At 67.7% G+C, this 18,103-nt stretch carries 19 protein-coding genes and 1 pseudogene; 14 read left to right on the forward strand and 6 right to left on the reverse strand.

Annotated elements, in window-relative coordinates:
* From phnD to AC1DQR_RS00880, 4 genes are all read left to right on the forward strand, one after another.
* Entirely contained in the window at positions 1-993 is a 993-nt protein-coding gene (gene phnD, locus AC1DQR_RS00865) for a phosphonate ABC transporter substrate-binding protein (RefSeq protein ID WP_416052363.1), read from the forward strand.
* 102 nt (positions 994-1,095) lie between these two features.
* Complete coding sequence (phnE, locus tag AC1DQR_RS00870; protein ID WP_477132440.1) at positions 1,096-1,887, forward strand: phosphonate ABC transporter, permease protein PhnE; 792 nt, start codon at positions 1,096-1,098, stop codon at positions 1,885-1,887.
* Positions 1,888-1,946: 59 nt separating this feature from the next.
* Positions 1,947-2,483 carry a phosphonate degradation HD-domain oxygenase gene (locus tag AC1DQR_RS00875; protein ID WP_416052364.1) on the forward strand — a complete coding sequence of 179 codons (537 nt, stop codon included), beginning with the start codon at positions 1,947-1,949 and terminating at the stop codon, positions 2,481-2,483.
* 43 nt (positions 2,484-2,526) lie between these two features.
* A complete protein-coding gene (locus AC1DQR_RS00880; protein WP_477132345.1) occupies positions 2,527-3,024 on the forward strand; it encodes an N-acetyltransferase family protein in 498 nt (165 codons plus the stop codon).
* A gap of 31 nt (positions 3,025-3,055) precedes the next feature.
* On the opposite strand, the gene AC1DQR_RS00885 is transcribed toward AC1DQR_RS00880, so the two are convergent.
* Positions 3,056-3,586, reverse strand: a complete 531-nt coding sequence (locus AC1DQR_RS00885) for a DUF2726 domain-containing protein (protein ID WP_477132346.1) — start codon at positions 3,584-3,586, stop codon at positions 3,056-3,058.
* A 55-nt stretch (positions 3,587-3,641) separates the two neighbouring features.
* On the reverse strand, positions 3,642-4,601 hold the full coding sequence (locus tag AC1DQR_RS00890; protein ID WP_416052367.1) for a LysR family transcriptional regulator: 960 nt from the start codon (positions 4,599-4,601) through the stop codon (positions 3,642-3,644).
* A 147-nt stretch (positions 4,602-4,748) separates the two neighbouring features.
* On the opposite strand from AC1DQR_RS00890, the gene AC1DQR_RS00895 reads away from it, so the two are divergent.
* The 8 genes and pseudogenes from AC1DQR_RS00895 (at position 4,749) to AC1DQR_RS00930 (ending at position 13,332) form a co-directional block, all read left to right on the forward strand.
* A complete protein-coding gene (locus AC1DQR_RS00895; protein WP_477132347.1) occupies positions 4,749-5,726 on the forward strand; it encodes a tripartite tricarboxylate transporter substrate binding protein in 978 nt (325 codons plus the stop codon).
* Between the two features lie 122 nt (positions 5,727-5,848).
* Positions 5,849-7,954, forward strand: a complete 2,106-nt coding sequence (locus tag AC1DQR_RS00900) for an acetate--CoA ligase family protein (protein ID WP_416052369.1) — start codon at positions 5,849-5,851, stop codon at positions 7,952-7,954.
* A pseudogene (locus AC1DQR_RS00905) lies at positions 7,951-8,217 on the forward strand (acyl-CoA dehydrogenase family protein); the annotation flags it as partial. The gene AC1DQR_RS00900 and the pseudogene AC1DQR_RS00905, both read left to right, overlap by 4 nt.
* 89 nt (positions 8,218-8,306) lie before the next feature.
* The gene (locus AC1DQR_RS00910) at positions 8,307-9,200 is read left to right on the forward strand and encodes a MaoC/PaaZ C-terminal domain-containing protein (protein ID WP_416052370.1); all 894 of its coding nucleotides are present in this window, start codon (positions 8,307-8,309) and stop codon (positions 9,198-9,200) included.
* 47 nt (positions 9,201-9,247) lie between these two features.
* Positions 9,248-9,997 carry an SDR family NAD(P)-dependent oxidoreductase gene (locus tag AC1DQR_RS00915; protein WP_416052371.1) on the forward strand — a complete coding sequence of 250 codons (750 nt, stop codon included), beginning with the start codon at positions 9,248-9,250 and terminating at the stop codon, positions 9,995-9,997.
* On the forward strand, positions 9,990-10,814 hold the full coding sequence (locus tag AC1DQR_RS00920; protein ID WP_416052372.1) for an enoyl-CoA hydratase/isomerase family protein: 825 nt from the start codon (positions 9,990-9,992) through the stop codon (positions 10,812-10,814). Before AC1DQR_RS00915 ends, AC1DQR_RS00920 begins: the two co-directional genes overlap by 8 nt.
* Positions 10,811-12,007 (forward strand): acetyl-CoA C-acetyltransferase, encoded by a 1,197-nt coding sequence (locus AC1DQR_RS00925; protein ID WP_416052373.1) that lies wholly within the window; start codon positions 10,811-10,813, stop codon positions 12,005-12,007. Before AC1DQR_RS00920 ends, AC1DQR_RS00925 begins: the two co-directional genes overlap by 4 nt.
* A 44-nt stretch (positions 12,008-12,051) precedes the next feature.
* Positions 12,052-13,332 (forward strand): CoA transferase, encoded by a 1,281-nt coding sequence (locus AC1DQR_RS00930; protein WP_416052374.1) that lies wholly within the window; start codon positions 12,052-12,054, stop codon positions 13,330-13,332.
* Here AC1DQR_RS00930 and phnN read toward each other — a convergent pair.
* From phnN to phnF, 4 genes are all read right to left on the reverse strand, one after another.
* Entirely contained in the window at positions 13,286-13,915 is a 630-nt protein-coding gene (gene phnN / locus AC1DQR_RS00935) for a phosphonate metabolism protein/1,5-bisphosphokinase (PRPP-forming) PhnN (RefSeq protein ID WP_416053248.1), read from the reverse strand. The genes AC1DQR_RS00930 and phnN overlap by 47 nt on opposite strands.
* An 11-nt stretch (positions 13,916-13,926) precedes the next feature.
* Positions 13,927-14,688 carry a DUF1045 domain-containing protein gene (locus tag AC1DQR_RS00940; protein ID WP_416052375.1) on the reverse strand — a complete coding sequence of 254 codons (762 nt, stop codon included), beginning with the start codon at positions 14,686-14,688 and terminating at the stop codon, positions 13,927-13,929.
* 26 nt (positions 14,689-14,714) lie between these two features.
* The gene (locus AC1DQR_RS00945) at positions 14,715-15,911 is read right to left on the reverse strand and encodes an alpha-D-ribose 1-methylphosphonate 5-triphosphate diphosphatase (protein WP_477132348.1); all 1,197 of its coding nucleotides are present in this window, start codon (positions 15,909-15,911) and stop codon (positions 14,715-14,717) included.
* 93 nt (positions 15,912-16,004) lie between these two features.
* Positions 16,005-16,739: a phosphonate metabolism transcriptional regulator PhnF gene (gene phnF / locus AC1DQR_RS00950; protein ID WP_477132441.1), complete on the reverse strand. Its 735-nt coding sequence runs from the start codon at positions 16,737-16,739 to the stop codon at positions 16,005-16,007.
* A gap of 196 nt (positions 16,740-16,935) precedes the next feature.
* On the opposite strand from phnF, the gene phnG reads away from it, so the two are divergent.
* Both phnG and phnH read left to right on the forward strand, forming a co-directional pair.
* On the forward strand, positions 16,936-17,445 hold the full coding sequence (phnG, locus tag AC1DQR_RS00955) for a phosphonate C-P lyase system protein PhnG (RefSeq protein WP_477132349.1): 510 nt from the start codon (positions 16,936-16,938) through the stop codon (positions 17,443-17,445).
* A gap of 79 nt (positions 17,446-17,524) precedes the next feature.
* Positions 17,525-18,103: a phosphonate C-P lyase system protein PhnH gene (phnH, locus tag AC1DQR_RS00960; protein WP_477132442.1), complete on the forward strand. Its 579-nt coding sequence runs from the start codon at positions 17,525-17,527 to the stop codon at positions 18,101-18,103.

Here is an 18,103-nt window from a genome sequence, read left to right on the forward strand (position 1 = left end):
ATGCTGCGCAGAACCCTTTTCGCCCTGATCGTCACGAGCGCCGCTGGCGCGCTCTCGCTGCCCGCCTTTGCCCAGGAAGGCAAGGTCCTCAACATGGGCTTTATCTCGACGGAAACCTCGTCCAACCTGAAGTCCGCCTGGCAGCCGGTGGTCGATGACCTGAGCAAGCAGCTGGGCGTGCAGGTCAAGCCGTTCTTCGCTTCCGACTACGCTGGCATCATCGAAGCCATGCGCTTCAACAAGGTGCAGATTGCCTGGTTCGGCAACAAGTCCGCCATCGAAGCGGTGGACCGCGCCAACGGCGAGGTGTTCGCCTCGGTGATCGACAAGGACGGCAACCCCGGCTACTGGTCGCTCCTGATCGTCAACAAGGATAGCAACCTCAAGACGCTGGATGACGTGCTCAAGCAAGGCAAGTCGCTGAGCTACGGCGCGGGCGATCCGAACTCCACCTCGGGCACTGCCGTGCCGGGCCACTACCTGTGGGGCGCCCACAAGATCGAGCCGAAGACCTTCTTCAAGACGGTGCGCGTGAGCAATCACGAAACCAACCTGCTGTCGGTGCTGAACAAGCAGGTCGACGTGGCGGTCAACAACACCGAGAACATGGAGCGTTACCGCATCAACACCGGCAAGAATGCCTATGACCAGGTGCGCGTGCTGTGGAAGTCGCCGCTGATCCCGGCGGATCCGCTGGTCTACCGCAAGGACCTGCCGGCCGATGTCAAGGCCAAGGTGCAGACCTTCTTCGTGAACTACGGCAAGGGTGCCGACGCCGCGCGCGAGAAGGAGAACCTTGCCAAGCTGACCTACCAGGGCTTCCGCGCGTCCAACGACAACCAGCTGGTGCCGATCCGCCAGATCGAGCTGGCCCGTGAGAAGACCAAGATCGAGTCCGACACCACGATGGCTGCGCCGGACAAGGAAAAGCGCCTTGCCGACCTGAGCAGCAAGCTGGCTGAGCTGGACAAGATCGCCGCCAGCGCGCAGTAACGCGCCCATCGTCGGCCCGCCCCAAAGCCGGGGCGGGCCGCACACCGTCGCCTCACCTTTGCTTTAGCCCGAGTATTCATGCATCCTTCCGCCAACCCCACCATGATCCCAGCCACTCCGCCTCGTGCCGTCCGTCCGCCGCGTGCCAGCCTGCCTGTCATGTTCGTCTGGGCGGTGGTGCTCGCCTTGCTGGTCATGTCGTGGCAGGGCGCCGACATGCGTCCGCTCGACCTGTGGCGGGACTCCGGCAACATGGCGAAATTCGCTGCCGACTTCTTCCCGCCCAGTTTCCGTGACTGGCGCATCTACCTGGACGAGATGCTGGTGACCGTGCAGATCGCGATCTGGGGGACCTTCCTGTCCATCGTGTTTGCCGTGCCGCTGGGGCTGGCGTGTTCCGCCAATATCGTGCCGGCCTGGGTCTACCAGCCGATGCGCCGCGTGATGGATGCCTGCCGCGCCATCAATGAGATGGTGTTCGCCATGCTGTTTATCGTGGCGGTGGGGCTGGGCCCCTTCGCCGGCGTGCTCGCGCTGTGGGTGCACACCACCGGCGTGCTCGCCAAGCTGTTCTCGGAAGCCGTGGAGGCCATCGACCCGCGCCCCGTCGAAGGCGTGCGCGCCACTGGTGCCAGCGCGCTGGAAGAGGTGGTCTACGGCGTGATCCCGCAGGTGCTGCCGCTGTGGATCTCCTATGCGCTGTACCGCTTCGAATCCAATGTGCGCTCGGCCACGGTGCTTGGCATCGTCGGCGCGGGCGGCATCGGCACCGTGCTGTGGGAGATCATCCGCAGCTTCCAGTATGCCGAGACCTGCGCGGTGATCATCATCATCGTTGGCTTTGTCACGGTCGTCGATTTGCTGTCCGCCCGGATCCGCAAGGCGCTGGTTTGACAGCGGCCTCAAGCCGCCTCAAGCTGCCTCACGACACCAGCCCGCACACACAAATCATCATGACGATCCTCAGGCGCATCGAAATCCTCTTTTCCGGCCACGGTACCGCCTTCTACGGCGGCGAGGCCATCACCCAGACCGAACATGCGCTGCAGTGCGCGCAGCTGGCCGAGCAGGCCGGCGCCCCTGAGCCGCTGATCGTTGCCAGCCTGCTGCACGACCTCGGCCACCTTGTGATGTCCGAGGACAGCACCATCGATCTGCGCCACCAGGAAGTCGGCGCAGACCTGCTCGCGGTCGGGTTTGGGCCGGAGGTGACCGAGCCGGTGCGCATGCATGTGGCCGCCAAGCGCTACCTGTGCGCTACCGAGCCGGGCTACCAGGCCACCCTGTCGCCTGCCTCGCAACACAGCCTGGCACTGCAGGGCGGCCCCTTTGGCGCCACCCAGGCGGAGGCGTTCGTCGCCCATCCCCACGGGCCGGCAGCTGTGCGCCTGCGCCGCTACGACGACCTGGCCAAGGTCGTCGGCCTTGTCACGCCGCCGCTGGAACACTACCTGCCGATGGTGGCGCGCTGCCTGCGCCGCGCGCCCTGACCGGCATCGCACCTAAGCAATCTCACTCGAAACCGATATCCGCATGGACCTGCCAGAAGCACGCCGCACCAGCGGCGGCCCGACCCTGCACGAAGTGACCGGCACCGATGCCGAACTGCTGCAGGTCGCCGCCTTGCTCTCCGAAATGGACAACGAGACGCCGCTGCCTTTGCAGCGCATGCGCGCGCTGTTCGCCCAGCTCAAGGCGATGCCGCACTATCGCTGCTACCTGATGCGCAGTGGCGCCGGCGAAGCGCTCGGCACGTTCTGCCTGCTGGTGTTCCCGGTGCTGGCGCACGACGGCCGCAGCGAGGCCATCGTGGAAAGCGTGGTGGTGACCCACGCCGCGCGCGGCACCGGCGTAGGCACGGCCATGATGCACGCCGCCATGCGGCTGGCCGAAGAGGCGGGCGCCTCCAAGCTGGCGCTATCGTCCAGCGCGCGCCGGCTGCAGGCGCATCAGTTCTACCGGCGGCTTGGGTTTACGGAGCACGGGACCAGTTTTAGCGTCGGGTTGCCGGTGGCGGCGGTGCACCTCTGATTGCATCCCATGCGCCGATAGGCATGGCCGATCAAGCCGCATCTCGAACCGGCTCGCTTACCCGCGAGCCGGGGGCGACCGGCGCAACCACTGAGACGTAGTCGCTCAGTATGACCGTGAAGTCCACATTCTTGGATGTGTAGCGCTTGATCGGGATACCTGCCGAGGCAAGTACCTCGTTCTTTTGCGCATCACGGCGCTTGGCTTTTTCGGAGCCATGCGAGGCGCCATCGAGTTCGATGACGTAGAGCGGGCGCAGTGTCTTGCGCTCGCAAACCAGGTAATCCACATATTTCTGTGAGAACTGGTTGCGCGCTTCCCGAGCCTTTCCCTTGTGCTGCACAAACGCCGACATCGAAACCTGAGGGAAGACATGCGCGTTTCGCAGCGCCATTACCAGCCGGTCATATAACTCAATCTCGTCCTGCCGCATAAACGGCGCCTTTCGAGCAAACTGGAATCCCTTGGACGTTGGGGAGCCGCCTCCGCGTTTTGCTTTGAGCGCAGAATTCACGACCAGTACAATGACGAACAGTATTGCAATGCCGAACAGTGCTTTCATGCGGTCTCCAGCGTAATTGCTATGTCGGAGATTCTATCGCAGCGCCGTTCACACGCTAGCGCGTAGCACTCGCTTGCCGCTTGCCCCCACTCCGCCTCACCGTCTCCCCCCCGGCCCCGGGAGCCTTTTCCGCCGGCGGCTCGATACTTTCGCGAAAACGTTGCGTGACGGCGGTTTCGGCCAGCGCGTGATACGCCAGGGAAATGCCGATCGAGGCATCCGGCGGCAGGTCGGAGATCGGGCGGAACACTACGCGGCCCGATGAGTGGGATGCGTTGACCGATGGCACCAGGGCGACCCCGAGCCCGCTATCCACCAGGCCTACCACGGTCTGCACCTGCACGGCTTCCTGCGCGATGTAGGGGCTGATGCCGGCGCGTGCGAACAGGTGCGACACCGCGGCTTGCAGGCCGCCGACGCGTGAGGGCGTGTAGCCGATCAGGGGACAGTCGGCGAGGTCGTGCAAGGCGACCTGCTTCTGCTTGGCCAGTGCGTGGCCGCGCGGGAGCGCGGCACAGAATACGTCGGTCTGGATCAGCTGGAAGCGGACGTTCTCCGGGCGGGCGGTGGGCACGCGCACGAAGCCCACGTCGAGCGTGCCGTTTTCCACCAGCGATAGCAGTTCGAGGTTGGTGCCTTCGCGCAACTCCAGCTTGACCTGCGGGTGGCGCTTGGTGAACGCCTGTATCAGCCGGGGCAGCAAACCGAACGTGACCGAGCCGATAAACCCGATGCGTAGCCGTCCGGCTTCGCCGGTGGCAGTCGCACGCGCGGCCGCGCTGACTTCTTCCGCATTCTGCAGGCATTTCCTGGCGGCTTGCAGGGCGGCTTCGCCGGGGGCGGTCAGCCGTACCCCGCGGGCAGTGCGCTCGAACAAGGGCGTGCCGAGTTCTTCCTCCAGTTTGCGGATGGCGACGGAAAGCGGCGGCTGTGCCATGAAGAGCCGCTCTGCCGCCCGGCTGAAGCTGCTGGTCTCGGCGACGGCTACGAATTGCTTGAGTTGACGCAGGTCCATCCATATACCTCGTGTATAGCTAGGTGCATGTAAAGTATTGGATTAAGTATATGACATTGCTTACGATTGTTTCTGAAACAGGCACAAAGAAGCCGAGGGCGCCGAACACACGTTTGGCCGCGCCTGACCTCAGACCGGAGACAATCGATGATCAGCACGAAACGCTGGCTTGCCGCTGCCGTTGCGGCCACCGCCGCGCTCACCTTGCCCGCGCTTACCCTGGCGCAGGCTTTTCCTGCCAAGCCCGTCAAGATCGTCGTGCCTTACCCGCCGGGCGGCACCAATGACATCGTGGTTCGCCTGCTGGCGCAGAAGCTGGGTGACAGCATGGGCCAGCCGTTCGTGGTCGAAAACAAGCCCGGCGCCTCCGGCAACCTGGGCGCGGAGCAGGTTGCCCGCGCGGCGCCCGACGGCTACACGCTGCTGCTGGTGACGACGGGCCATTCGATTCACCCTTCGCTCTACAAGAACCTGCGCTACAACATCAAGACCGATCTCACGCCGGTGAGCGAGCTGACGCGCGGCCCGATGCTGGTGATGGTGACCCCGTCGCTGCCTTACAAGACGGTGCGGGACGTGATCGCCGCGGCCAAGGCCAAGCCGGGATCGATCAACTTCGGCTCGGCGGGCAACGGCTCGTCCACGCACCTGGCTACCGAGCTGCTGAGTTCGATGGCCGGCGTGAAGATGACCCACATCCCGTACAGCGGCAGCGCGCCTGCCATGGCGGACGTGATGGCAGGCAATGCCCAGCTGGTGATGGACCTGATGTTCTCGGCGCTGCCGCAGGTCAATGGCGGCAAGCTTCGTGCGATCGCCATCACCGGCGCCAAGCGCTCGCCGCTGCTGCCTAATGTGCCAACGGTGGCGGAGTCCGGCGTGCCAGGCTTCGAGACCCTGGCGTGGAACGGGCTGATGGCGCCGGCAAGCACACCCAAGCCGATCATTGACAAGCTCAACGCCGAGATCCACAAGGCGCTGGACGCGCCGGAGATGAAGGAGCGCCTGCGCGCCCAGGGCTTCGAGCCGTCGCCGGGCACGCCGGAGCAGTTCGGCGCGTTGATCCGCTCGGAGATCGACCGCTGGGCAAAGGTCGTCAAGACGTCCGGCGCCAAAGTCGAATAAGCCAGCCTTGCGAAGGCCGGGGCGGGTGCCGCCCCGGCCCGATCGGCTCCGCTTTCGGTCCTCTTCCGCTCCGTTTTCGCTCCCCTTCCGCCGCCACTGTTTTTCTTGAAAGCGATCTCGCCATGCCAGACCGTCATCCCCTTGTTCGTCTCCTTCGTCCGCGTTCCGTCGCCGTCATCGGCGCCTCGGACGATCCGCTGCGCATCGGCGGCCGGCCTATCGACTACATGCGCAGCAAGGGGTACCAGGGCCGCCTGATGCCGGTCAACCCCAATCGCGCCACCATCCAGGGCCTGGAAGCCTACGCCAGCGTGGCCGACTTGCCGCAGACGCCGGACGTGGCCATCGTGGCGGTGGCCGCCAAGCTGGCGCCCGACGTGGTGGCGGAACTAGCGGCACGCGGCACGGCGGCGGCCATTGTGTTTTCCGCAGGGTTTGCCGAGGCCGGGGACGAGGGCGCGCAGATCCAGCAACGCATGGTGGCTTCGGCGCGCAAAACCGGCATGCGCCTGCTTGGCCCGAACTCGCTGGGCGTGGTCAATCCCGGGACCGGCTTTTACGGCAGCTTCACCTCGGTGGTGGAAATGGGCTTTCCGGTGGCGGGGCGGGTCGGCATTGCCAGCCAGTCCGGCGCGTATGGCAGCCACATCCTGGGCATCGCGCGCGATGCAGGCATCGGCGTGTCGGCCTGCGTGATGAGCGGCAACGAGAGCGACATCAGCCTGGGCGACATCGTCCACGCCATGGTGGACGACGACAACACCGATGTGATCGCGGTCTACTCCGAGGGCATACGCGACGGGCAGCGCCTGATGCAGGCGCTGGAGGCCGCGCGCAAGGCGCGCAAGCCGGTGGTCATGATGAAGGTCGGCACCAGCGCGGTGGGCAGCGCTGCGGCGCAGTCGCACACGGCCTCGCTGGCCGGCAACGACGCGGTGACCGATGCCGTGCTGGCCGAGTTCGGCGTGGTGCGGGCGCGCTCCACCGAGCATATGCTCGACGTGGCACGGCTGGCCACGCGCCGCATCTATCCCGCCAACAATTCCCTGGGCGTGATTACCGTCAGTGGCGGCGCCGGCGTCATCATTTCCGATGCGGCGGAAGTGGTTGGCTTGCCGATGCCGGAGATGCCCCCGGCGACCCAGGAGCGCCTGAAAGCGTTGCTGCCCTTTGCCGCGCCGCGCAACCCCGTGGACTGCACGGCGCAGTTCCTGAACGACATGACCATCGCGGGCCGCTTCACGCAAGCGGTGGTGGCCGAGGGCGGCTACCAGTCGGTGCTGGGTTTCTTTACCTACACAGGCGGCGCCGACTCGATCGCGCCGCGTCTGCGCGAGCAGCTAAAGGGCGTGCGCGACAAGCATCCGGACCGGCTGTACCTGCTGTCGGTGCTGGCCTCGCCCGAGCGTGTGCGCGAGTACGAGGCCGACGGCTTTTCCGTGTTCGAGGATCCCACCCGCGCGGTGGTGGCCATCGAAGCCATGGGCCGTTTTGGGCAAGCGTTTGAGCGCGCTCCCGGCTTGCCGCCGCCCTCGGTGCCCGCGGTGGCGCTGCCCGACAGCATGCCTGGCGAGGCGCAGGCCAAGCGCGTGCTGGCACAGGCTGGCATCGCCGTGGCCCCGGAACGCGCTTGCGCCACGGCGGGCGAGGCGGTGACGGCGGCCGAGGCGTTGGGCTATCCCGTGGTGCTCAAGATCCTGTCGCCGGACATCCAGCACAAGTCGGAGATCGGCGGCGTGCTGCTGAACGTCACCGATGCCGAAGGCGTGCGGGCTGGCTTCGACCTGTTGATTGCACGCGGCAAGGAGGCCGTGCCGGGCGCGCGCCTCGAAGGCGTGCTGGTCGCCAAACAGCTCAGCGGCGGCGTGGAATGCATTCTTGGCATCCAGCGCGATCCCGTCTTTGGCCCGGTGGCCATGTTCGGGCTGGGCGGCATCTTTGTGGAAGTGATGAAGGACGTGGTGCTGCACCGTTGCCCGTTCGGCGAGGACGTGGCCGAGCAGATGATCCGCTCCATCAAGGGCGCGCCGCTGCTGCTGGGCGCGCGCGGCAAGCCGCCAGTGGATATCAAGGCGCTGGCGGGCACGCTGGCGCGGCTGTCTGTGTTTGCGCACCAGGCCGGCCCGCGCCTGCAATCGGTGGACCTGAATCCGGTGTTTGCGATGCCGCAAGGACAGGGCGCCTTTGCCGTCGACGCCGTGATCGAGGTGACGGAGCTGCCCCGATGATTCGCGACGCCGAAACCCTCAACGCCCTGCTCGACAGCATCCGGCGCTTCGTGCGCGAGGAACTGGTGCCGGCCGAGCGCCAGGTCGACGAAACCGACGAGATCCCGCCGCGCATCGTGCAGGGCATGAAGGACCTCGGCCCGTGCGGCATGACCATCCCGGAGGCGTACGGCGGGCTGGAGCTCACTACCGAAGAGGAGGCGCTTGCCGCCATCGAACTGTGCCAGACCTCGCCGGCGTTCCGCTCGCTGATCGGCAACACCCAGATCCAGCAGATCGTTATCGCCCGCAACATGATCCGCGGCGCCGCGGCGCAGGCCTGACGCCGTCACCATCGAGCAGACAACACGCCATGCCACTCGACCCCAAGCATCTCCTCAGCCGCCAGTTTGCGCCCGTGGAGCAAGCCTACAGCGCGCGCGACAGCATGCGCTACGCGCTGGGCATCGGCCTGGGCGCCGATCCGCTGGACGTTGGCCAGTTGCGCTACGTCTATGAGCACGCGCGCGGCGGCCTGCAGGCGCTGCCCACGCTGGTCAACGTGCTGGGTTACAGCGGCTTCTGGGCCGACCAGCCGGACACCGGCATCACCTGGCGCAAGCTGGTGCACGCCGAGCAGGCATTCATGCTGCACCGGCCGTTGCCGGCGCAGGGGCGGGTGGTTGGCCGGAACAAGGTCACCGCGCTGTACGACAAAGGCCCGGATAAAGGCGCGTTGATGATGCAGGAGCGCCAGGTGCATGACGCGGCCACCGGCGAGCTGCTGGCCACCGTCACCCAGACCACCATGCTGCGCGCCGATGGCGGCTTTGCCGCCGGCGGCGCCACGGCGGGCACGCCGCCGCCGCCGCATGCGATGCCCGAGCGCGAACCGGACGCCGTGTGCGATCTGGGGACGCTGCCGCAGGCTGCGCTGCTGTACCGGCTCAACGGGGACTTCAATCCCTTGCACGCCGACCCGGCGGTGGCGCAAGCGGCCGGGTTCTCGCGGCCCATCCTGCATGGCCTTTGCACCATGGGCATTGCCATGCACGCCGTGCTGAACACCGTGCTGGCCTACGACGCCGCAACGGTGCGCGGCATGCGGGTGCGCTTTACCGCCCCGGTATTGCCCGGCGAAACGCTGCGCACGGCGATCTGGGTCGATGGCCCGGTGGTGTCGCTGCGCACCACGGCGTTGGAACGCGGCGTGGTGGTGCTCAACGCCGGGCGCGTGGACCTGAGCCAGCCGCCGGCTCCAATCTGACGCTGCTCGCGCAGCCATCCCAACACACGTATTCCGAGGAGAACCGAATGGATCTGCAGATCAAGGACAAAGTCGCCATCGTCACGGGCTCGGCCCGCGGGCTGGGCGCGGCTACGGCACGCCACCTGGCACAAGAGGGCGTCAAGGTGGTGATCACGGACATCCTGCGCGAGCAGGCCGAAGCCACGGCCGCCGCGCTGCGCGCCGATCGCTTGCAGGCGCATTGCATCGTCGCCGACATCACCAAGGGCGCCGATGTGCAGCGGCTGGTGGATGAAACCGTCGCGCATTTTGGCGGGGTGCACATCCTGGTCAACAACGCCGGTTTTCCGCGCGACAAGTACCTCGTCAAGATGACCGAGGAGGACTGGGACCTGGTGATGGAGGTCATGCTCAAGGGCGCCTTCCTGGCTACCAAGGCCGTGATGCCGCGTTTGATCGAACAAGGCTGGGGGCGGGTCATCAATATCAGCTCGCGCGCGCACTTCGGCAATCCCACGCAAGCCAATTACGCGGCGGCCAAGGCCGGGCTGATCGGCATGGCCAAGGCGCTGGCGCTGGAGGAAGGGCGCTACGGCGTGACGGTCAATTGCGTGGCGCCTGGCTTCATGGAAACCGAGATGGTGCAGGCCTTGCCCACCTACGAGGCCATCAAGGAGCGGGCCGTCGCCGCGCAGCCGATCAAGCGGGTTGGCCGGCCGGGCGACATCGCCGATGCGGTGGCCTTCCTGGCGTCGGAGCGCGCCAGCTTTATTACCGGCGAGGTGCTGCACGTCACCGGTGGGCGCTATGGCTGAGATCTCGGCAGGGCCGGTGCGTTGCTCCGCCAAAGACGGCATTGCCACGCTGACGCTGGACAACCCGCCGCTGAACGTGGTTTTCCGTGGCCTGACCGAGGCGCTTGACCGTGCGCTGGACGCGCTGGAACGCGATCCCGCCGTGCGCGCCGTGGTGCTGACCGGCGCCGGCACCCGTGCCTTCTGCGCGGGATCCGATATCGCCGAGTTCCGGCCGCTGATGCGGCCCGGGCAGATCGTGCCGGGCAAGCTTGCGTTGCAGCATGCGGTGTTCGGGCGGCTGGACGATTTCCCGAAGCCGACGGTGGCGGCGGTCAATGGCCTGGTGTTCGGCGGTGGCCTGGAGATCGCGGTCTGCTGCGACCTGATCGTGGCGGACGAGACGGCGCGCTTCGCGCTGCCCGAGATCAAGCTGGGCGTGTTCCCCGGCAGCGGCGGTCCGGTGCGCGTCACGCGGCGCGTGGGCGAAGGGCGCGCCAAGGAGCTGATGTTCCTGGGCGAACCCATCGATGCAGCCACCGCGCTGGCCTGGGGCCTGGTCAACCGCGTGGCCCCGCCGGGCCAGGCGCTGCAAGCGGCATTGGCGCTGGCCACAACACTGGCGCAGCGCCCGCCGCTGGCGCTGGCGCTGTGCAAGCAGGCCATCGACCTGAGCTTTGACACTACCGAAGACGAGGCCATGCGGCGGGCGCTGCCGCTATCGGACCGCGTTTTCAGTTCCAAGGAAGCGCAGGAGGGCGTGCGTGCCTTCTTCGCCAGGGAAACCCCGCGGTTCGGCACTGACGAACTGCACCAAGAAGAGAGGATGCCATCATGAAACGAGCCGCCATTGTCTCTCCGCTGCGCACGCCCATCGGCGCGTTCGGCGGCAGCCTGCGCAGTATCGCTGTCGAAGAACTCGGCGCCACCGTGGCGCGCGCCGTGGTCGAGCGCACGGGCCTGGATCCGGCCCGTATCGAGGATGTGGTGTTCGCGCATTCCTACGCCAACGGGGAAGTGCCTTGCACCGGCCGCTGGGTGGCGCTGCAGGCCGGCTTTCCGATCAGCGTTGCCGGCATGCAGCTGGACCGCCGCTGTGGCAGCGGCCTGCAGGCCATCGCCACGGCTGCGATGATGGTGCAGACCGGCGCCGCCGATGTCGTGATGGCCGGCGGCGTCGAGAGCATGAGCAACGTGGAGTACTACACCACCGACATGCGCTGGGGCAAGCGCGCCGGCACTGTGAAGTTCCACGACCGTCTGGAGCGCGGGCGCGAGCGCTCGCAGCCCGAAGCCCGCTTCGGCCGCATCTCCGGCATGATCGAGACCGCCGAGAACCTGGCACGCGACTACGGCATCTCGCGCGAGGAGGCCGATGCCTTTGCGCTGCGCAGCCACCAGCGCGCCGCCGCCGCTTGGTCCAGCGGCAAGTTCGCGCAGGAGGTGGTGCCGGTCAGCGTGCCGCAGCGCAAGGGCGAGGCGCTGATCGTGAGCGAGGACGAGGGCATCCGTGGGGATCTCACCATCGAGCAGCTCGCACGGCTCAAGCCCCTGATGAAGGACGGCATCGTCACTGCCGGCAACGCCTGCCAGCAGAACGATGCCGCCGCCGCCTGCCTGATCGTGGCCGAAGACAAGCTGGCAGCGCTTGGCCTGGCGCCCATCGGCTACCTGCATAGCTGGGCCGTGGCTGGTTGCGAGCCGTCGCACATGGGCATTGGCCCCGTGCCAGCCGTCAAGAAGCTGTTCGGCAAGAACGGGCTGGGCTTCGACGACATGGGCCTGGTGGAACTGAACGAAGCCTTTGCCTGCCAGGCGCTGGCCTGCGCCAAGGGCTGGGGCTGGAACGATCCGGATCGCTTCAATGTGAACGGGTCCGGCATCTCGCTGGGGCATCCGGTGGGCGCCACCGGCGTGCGCATCATGACCTCGCTGATGCACGAGCTGGGCCGGCGCGGTGCGCGCTACGGCCTGGAAACCATGTGCATCGGGGGCGGGCAGGGCATTGCCGCCGTATTCGAGCGCGCCTGACGCCGCCACTACGCCACTACGCCATTACGGACCGGACCGCTCCCATGACCTACCCATTCCTCAACCGGCTGCGCGTGATCGAAAGCTCGGCCTTTATCGCGGCGCCACTGGCCGGCCTCACGCTGGCTCAGTTCGGCGCTGACGTGATCCGCGTGGACATGATCGGCGGCGGCATTGACTACATGCGCATGCCGCGCATGCCGCAGGCCGGCGGCAAGGGACGCAGCCTGTACTGGACCGCGCTGAACAAGGGCAAGCGAAGCATCGCGGTCGACCTGCGCAAGCCCGAAGGGCGTGAACTGGTGCAGGCGCTGGCGACGGCGCCCGGGCCGGATGCGGGCGTACTGCTGACCAATATCGGCACGGCGTGGCTCGCGCACGAGGCGCTGGCCGCGCGGCGCGCGGACATGATCAGCTGCACCATCCAGGGCAACGGCGATGGCAGCACGGCGGTGGACTACACCGTCAATTGCGCCACCGGGTATCCGGCTGTCACCGGCGGCGGGTCGCGCGAGCGGCCGGTCAACCATGTGCTGCCGGCCTGGGACATTGCCTGCGCCTACCAGGCCGCCTTTGCCGTGGTCGCCGCGGTGGAGCAGCGCCGGCGCACGGGCGCAGGCGCGCAGCTGAAGCTGGCGTTGTCCGACATGGCCTTCACCATGCTGTCGCATCTCGGCCTGCTGGCCGAGGCCGAATTGCTGCAGCAGGAGCGGCCGTCGATCGGCAACCACCTGTATGGCGCCTTCGGCCGCGACTTTGGCACGCTGGACGGCGGCCGCCTGATGGTGGCGGCGATCTCGGCGGGGCAATGGAAGGCGCTGGTGGAGGCTTGCGGCATCGCCGGGCAGGTGACTGCGCTGGAGCAGCGCACCGGCCTGAACCTGGGCGACGAGGCCGATCGTTTTGCCTGCCGCGAGGCCATTGCCGAGCTGGTCGCACCCTGGTTTGCCACCCGCACGCAGGCCGAGGCAGAGCGCCTGCTGGAAGCGCGCAAGGTCTGCTGGGGCCGCTACAGCACGGTCGGCGAGTTGCTGGCCGGCGATCCGCGTGTCAGCCTTGCCAATCCGGTGTTCGAGCGCATTGTGACCCCAGGGATCGGCGAGCATCTTGCGGCCGGCGCGGCAGTACGGGTTGCGTCGATGGAGCGCGAGGCAACGTTGCCGGCCGCGTTGCTGGGCACGCATACCGACCAGGTGCTGCATGAGGTCCTGGGGCTGGATGGTGCCGCCGTCGGCCGGCTGCATGATGCCGGGGTGGTGGCGGGCCCGGAGCTGGACCCTACGGTTGGTGCTGATTCTGGTGCTGGCGCGTGCGCTCGTGCGTGAGCCGCATCAACGCACTTGCCGCATCCTCCAGCGCGCCGCTGTTGTCGATCACCGTCAGCCGGCACCCCGCCGGCACTGCGAACGGCTCGCCCGCGCGCTGCAGGCGCCGCACGATGGCTTGCTCGTCCTCGCGGCCGCGCAGCCGCAGGCGCTCTCCCAGCACATGCAGGCGCACGCTGACCTGCACGGCGTGCAGGGCCGGATAGCGCGCGTGGGCGGCGGCCAGGTGCTCGCGTGACCCGTTCACGACCACGCACAAGCCCTGCGCCAGCCAGTCGTCAAGCTCGGTCCCAATGCCGTAGCACAAGCCGTGGCTGCGCCAGTGCAGCGCAAAGCCGCCTTGCGCCACGCGGTGCTCGAACGCCGCGGGGGTGATCGCCACGCTGTCTTCATCGGCGCTGCTGGCGCGGGTGATGCAGCGTTGCGCCACGCGTACGCTGGCATCATCCTGCAACTTGTCGCGCATCACGCGCAGCAGCGAGTCCTTGCCGCTGCCGGAGGGGCCCATCAGGTAAACCAGGCCGCTGCCGTCCGGGGCTTCGGCACAGGGCGCGGCGATGTCGGCGCGCGCCGTGGTGCGCATGGCCTTGGCGCTCATGCCGTGGCTTCCAGCAGAGCCGCTCCGGCGGCATCGGTGGTGCTGCCGTCAAAGCCATAGTGGCGGGCGGCCAGGAAGGGCGCATCCGGCGCGCTTTGCACGAACAGGCTGACGTCGCGTACCGTCATCGGCTGCAGCAGCAGCGGGCCGCTCGCGGCCTGCAGCATGGCGATGGCGCTGTCCTGCTCGGTTTCGTCGAGCAGCCCCGTGAGCGTGATGTGGAAAATAAAGGTCTCGAACGCGTACGGGTAGCCCCACGCTTCCAGCATGCGCCGGGCTGGCTCGCTTAGTTGCCCTGGCTTGCGGCGTGCCAGCTCGGCAGGGGTGGGCGGCGCGCGGAAGCTGTCGAACTCGCGCACCGCTGCGTCTGCCAGCTCGTGCATGCGCGCATTGGCGCTGGCGTCGCCGCCGAGGCACCAGGCCAGGAAGCCCCGCAGGTTATGCAGCACTAGCGGTACGGCGAAGGGCTGGCGGTCCAGCGCGAAGGCGCGCATGGCGGCGTCCAGCCCGGCCGGCGTCTGGCTATCCGCCAGCCGGAACGGGGCCTTGAGCGTGGCATGCAGGCCATAGTGGGCCGGTGCTTCAGTCCAGCGGGCGATGTGGGCAATGTGGCGGGCATCGTCGGGTACGGTACGCGCGATCGCCGCGCCTGTTTCGGCGCTGCGGCCCAGCCATTGCTCGCCTACCAGCCGAAAGGGCGCGGCGGGATTGAGGTAGATGGCGTAGCGGTAAGCCTGTGGCAGTGGATTGTTCGACATCGGGCTCGGCATCCTGGACATGCGGGTCAGGCCGCGCGCCGCTCGCCGCTGGCCTGCACCAGCGGGAAGGCACGCGTGGCGTGGTGCAGCACACCGCCGACAATGGCGGCGCAGACCTGGGGCAGGGCGGGATCGCGGTCGTCGACGATGATGGCGTCGGCACGCAGGCCGGGGCTGAGTGCGCCGCGGTCGTTCATGCCGGCGGCGCGCGCCGGGTTGCGCGAGATCAGGTCCCAGGCGGCCGGCAACGGCAGCACGCCGAGCTGTGCTACGCGGAATGCAGCTTGCAGGGGCGCCGGGTAGTAATAGTCGGAGGCCAGCACGTTGCACAGCCCGGCGGCGATCATCTCGGTGGCATCCGGGGCGCCGGTGTGGCTGCCGCCGCGGATCACGTTGGGCGCGCCGAATACAGCGTGGTTGCGCAGCGCGTGGGCGGCGCGGGCCACATCCACGGTGAGCGGGAATTCCGCCACGGTGCAGCCTTGCTGGTGGTAGCGCTGGCGGGTGGCGGCGTCGCCGTCGTCGTGCGAGGCGACCTGCAGGCCGGCGGCGCGGGCGGCGGCAATCAGCCGGGCCACGCCTTCGGGCACCTCGCTTGCCTGCGCGGCGGCTTGCTCCAGGCGCTGGCGGAAGATGACCGTGTCGCACTCCGCGCGGTCCGCGTACTGCGCCAGCTTGCGCGCATCGTGCAGGCGGGTGGCCATCAGCGGCAGGTGGTCGTTGATGGCCAGGAAACGCACCTTGCCGCTATCGATCCAGGCCAGCGCGGTTTCCAGCCCGGCCAGGTGATGTGCCTCGAAGCGCAGGTGCACATGGTGTTGCGCGCCAAGGGTGCCGCGCATGCGCTCCAGGCCGTCGAACATGCGCTGGGCGTAAGCCTCGCCGCGCAGGCCGCCTTCCCACGATAGCGTCACGCCGTGCAGCTCCGTGGTGATGCCATGCGCGAGCAACTGGCGGTCCACGTCGAACAGCGCGCTGGTGTACGGAAAGCTCACGCCGGGGCGCGGCATCACGGCACGCTCGAAGGCGTCGCCGTGAATGTCCACAATGCCGGGCAACACCAGCAGGTCGCCCGCATCGAGGGCAGGTCCTGCCGTGTTGGCCGGCCCCGCCAGGCAACCGTCACGGAACGCGAAGGCGGCCGGCGCAATGCCGTTGGCGGTGAGAACGCGGCGGCCGCTCAGGCCGGCAAGGGTGGGGTGAGATGCGTGATTGGTATTCATGCTGGCGACCTTAGCGCGGGCAGATGACAAACAGATGTCTAGACCAATTTGATCGGTAGGGCGTGTGTTCCAAACGGCGGGCGATTGCGCATTTTAGTCCTGGTCGGCTACGGTCAGCTGGACCCAGTCGCCGGCAAAGCGCACCACGCTGTATTGCAGCGGCGCGCCCTCCAGGTCGACGTTGAGCGCCTCCACCTGCAGGATCGGCCGCGTCTTGGGCTGGTTGAGCTGGCGGGCCACCGGCGCCGTCGGCATGGCGGCGGTGATGCGCGACCACTTGCGCGTGTAATCGGTAATGCCGTAATGGGCGAACGCCTTGGAGATCGACAGGCGCGCGCGCAACTCGGCGTCCATGTCGGGAAACCGCGTGGCATCGAAATAGTGCTCGGCCACGTCGATGGTGCGGGCTTCAGCCTTGCCCAGCATCTGCACGCGCAGGATGGGCGCGCTGCGCGCCAGGCCCAGGTGCTTGGCAATCTCGGGCGCGCGCAACGTTTGCGATTCCAGCACCTCGATGTGCCCGCGCATGCCCTGGCTGGCCAGGTTCTGCGAAAAACGCGTGCGCCGCCCGATGGCGTAGTCGATGGCGTGTTCCTGCACGAAGGTGCCGCGGCCTTGCTCGATGCGCACCAGCCCGTTTTGCTCCAGCTCGCCCATGGCGCGGCGGATGGTATGGCGGTTGACGGCGAAACGCGTGGCCAGCTCCGGCTCGGGCGGCAGGCGCTCGCCCGGGACATAGAGCTTGTTGCGGATGTCGAGCGCCAGGGCCTCGCCGATCTGGCGCCATACCGCAACTCCCGAACCCCGCTCGACTTCCTGTTCCACCATCGTGCCCTGCCTTTTCGTCATCCTGCGTTAATCATTTGCATGCTTCAATAGGATGCGATTGTGCCTCAACCTGGCCATGCCGTGCACGGGGCCGAAGCGCACGGCAGGGCGTCATGAAAGCTTCATCTGGCTGTGTTGTAGTTCGGCCATGGATGGTATTCTACATCTAAACGTATAGACGTATAGGGGATGTGAAATGGATCGAACCGATACCGAAGCCGGCACGCAGGCAGGGGCGGCGGCCCAGCAGCAAGCGGCTCAAGCGGCTCAAGCAGCCCGCGCCGCCTGGCTGCGTGTGCTGGCTCTGGCCGCTCCGGATGCCCTGGCGCAGGCCGTGGGCCGCCTCGGCGCGCTGCCGGCCCACCGCCTGCTGCGCAAGCCGGAGAGCGGCATGGCCATGGTGCGGGGGCGCGCCGGCGGCACGGGGGCGCAGTTCAACCTCGGTGAGGTCAGCGTGACGCGCTGCGCGGTGACGCTGGAGCCGGGCGTGGTCGGGGTGGGATACGTGCAAGGCCGCACCCACGCCCAGGCGGAGCAGATCGCCGTGCTGGATGCGCTGCTGCAGTTGCCCGATTGGCATGCGCGCGTGCAGGCCGAAGTGGTCGCGCCGCTGGCCCGGGCGCGCACGGCGCAAGGCGAACACAAGGCCGCCGTGGCGGCGCAGACAAAGGTGGAGTTTTTTACCATGGTGCGTGGAGAGGACTGAGATGCCAGGCCAAACGATTGCCGCCCAGACGGCTGGATACGACAACGTGCCCCCGGCGCGGCACGGCGCGCTTGCGCCGATGCTGTTGCCCGGCTTTGACGATGCGGTGCAATCGGCGCAGCGGACCTTCCGCGCCGCGCTGCATGCCATGTCCCACCCTGGCAGCATCGGCGAACTGGCCGAGGCGTGCGGTGTGCCGCAGGGCTTGTCCCCGGCCTTGAGCGCGCTGCTGCTCGCGCTGGTCGACAGCGATACGCCGCTGTGGCTGCCGCCCGAGACGCCCGAAGGCGTACGCGCCTTCCTGCGCTTCCATTGCGGCTGCCCGCTGGTGGCGCAAGTGGCGCAGGCGGCCTTCGTCGCGGTGCCGGCCGGCCATGCCATGCCCGATCTGGTGGCTTGCGCCCAGGGCGATCCGGCGTACCCGGATCGCTCCGCCACGTTGCTGATCGAGGTCGCATCGCTGAGCGGCGGCCCCGAGGTCACGCTGCGCGGCCCGGGCATCGAGACCCACGCCACGCTGGCCGTGCAAGGCTTGCCGGCCGATTTCTGGACCCAGTGGCAGGCTAACCATGCGCGTTTCCCGCTCGGCGTGGACGTGCTGCTGACCAGTGGCGGCGCCCTGTGCGCGCTGCCGCGCACCACCCAAGCGGAGGCTTGA

The organism is Cupriavidus sp. 05L411 (assembly GCF_056398045.1).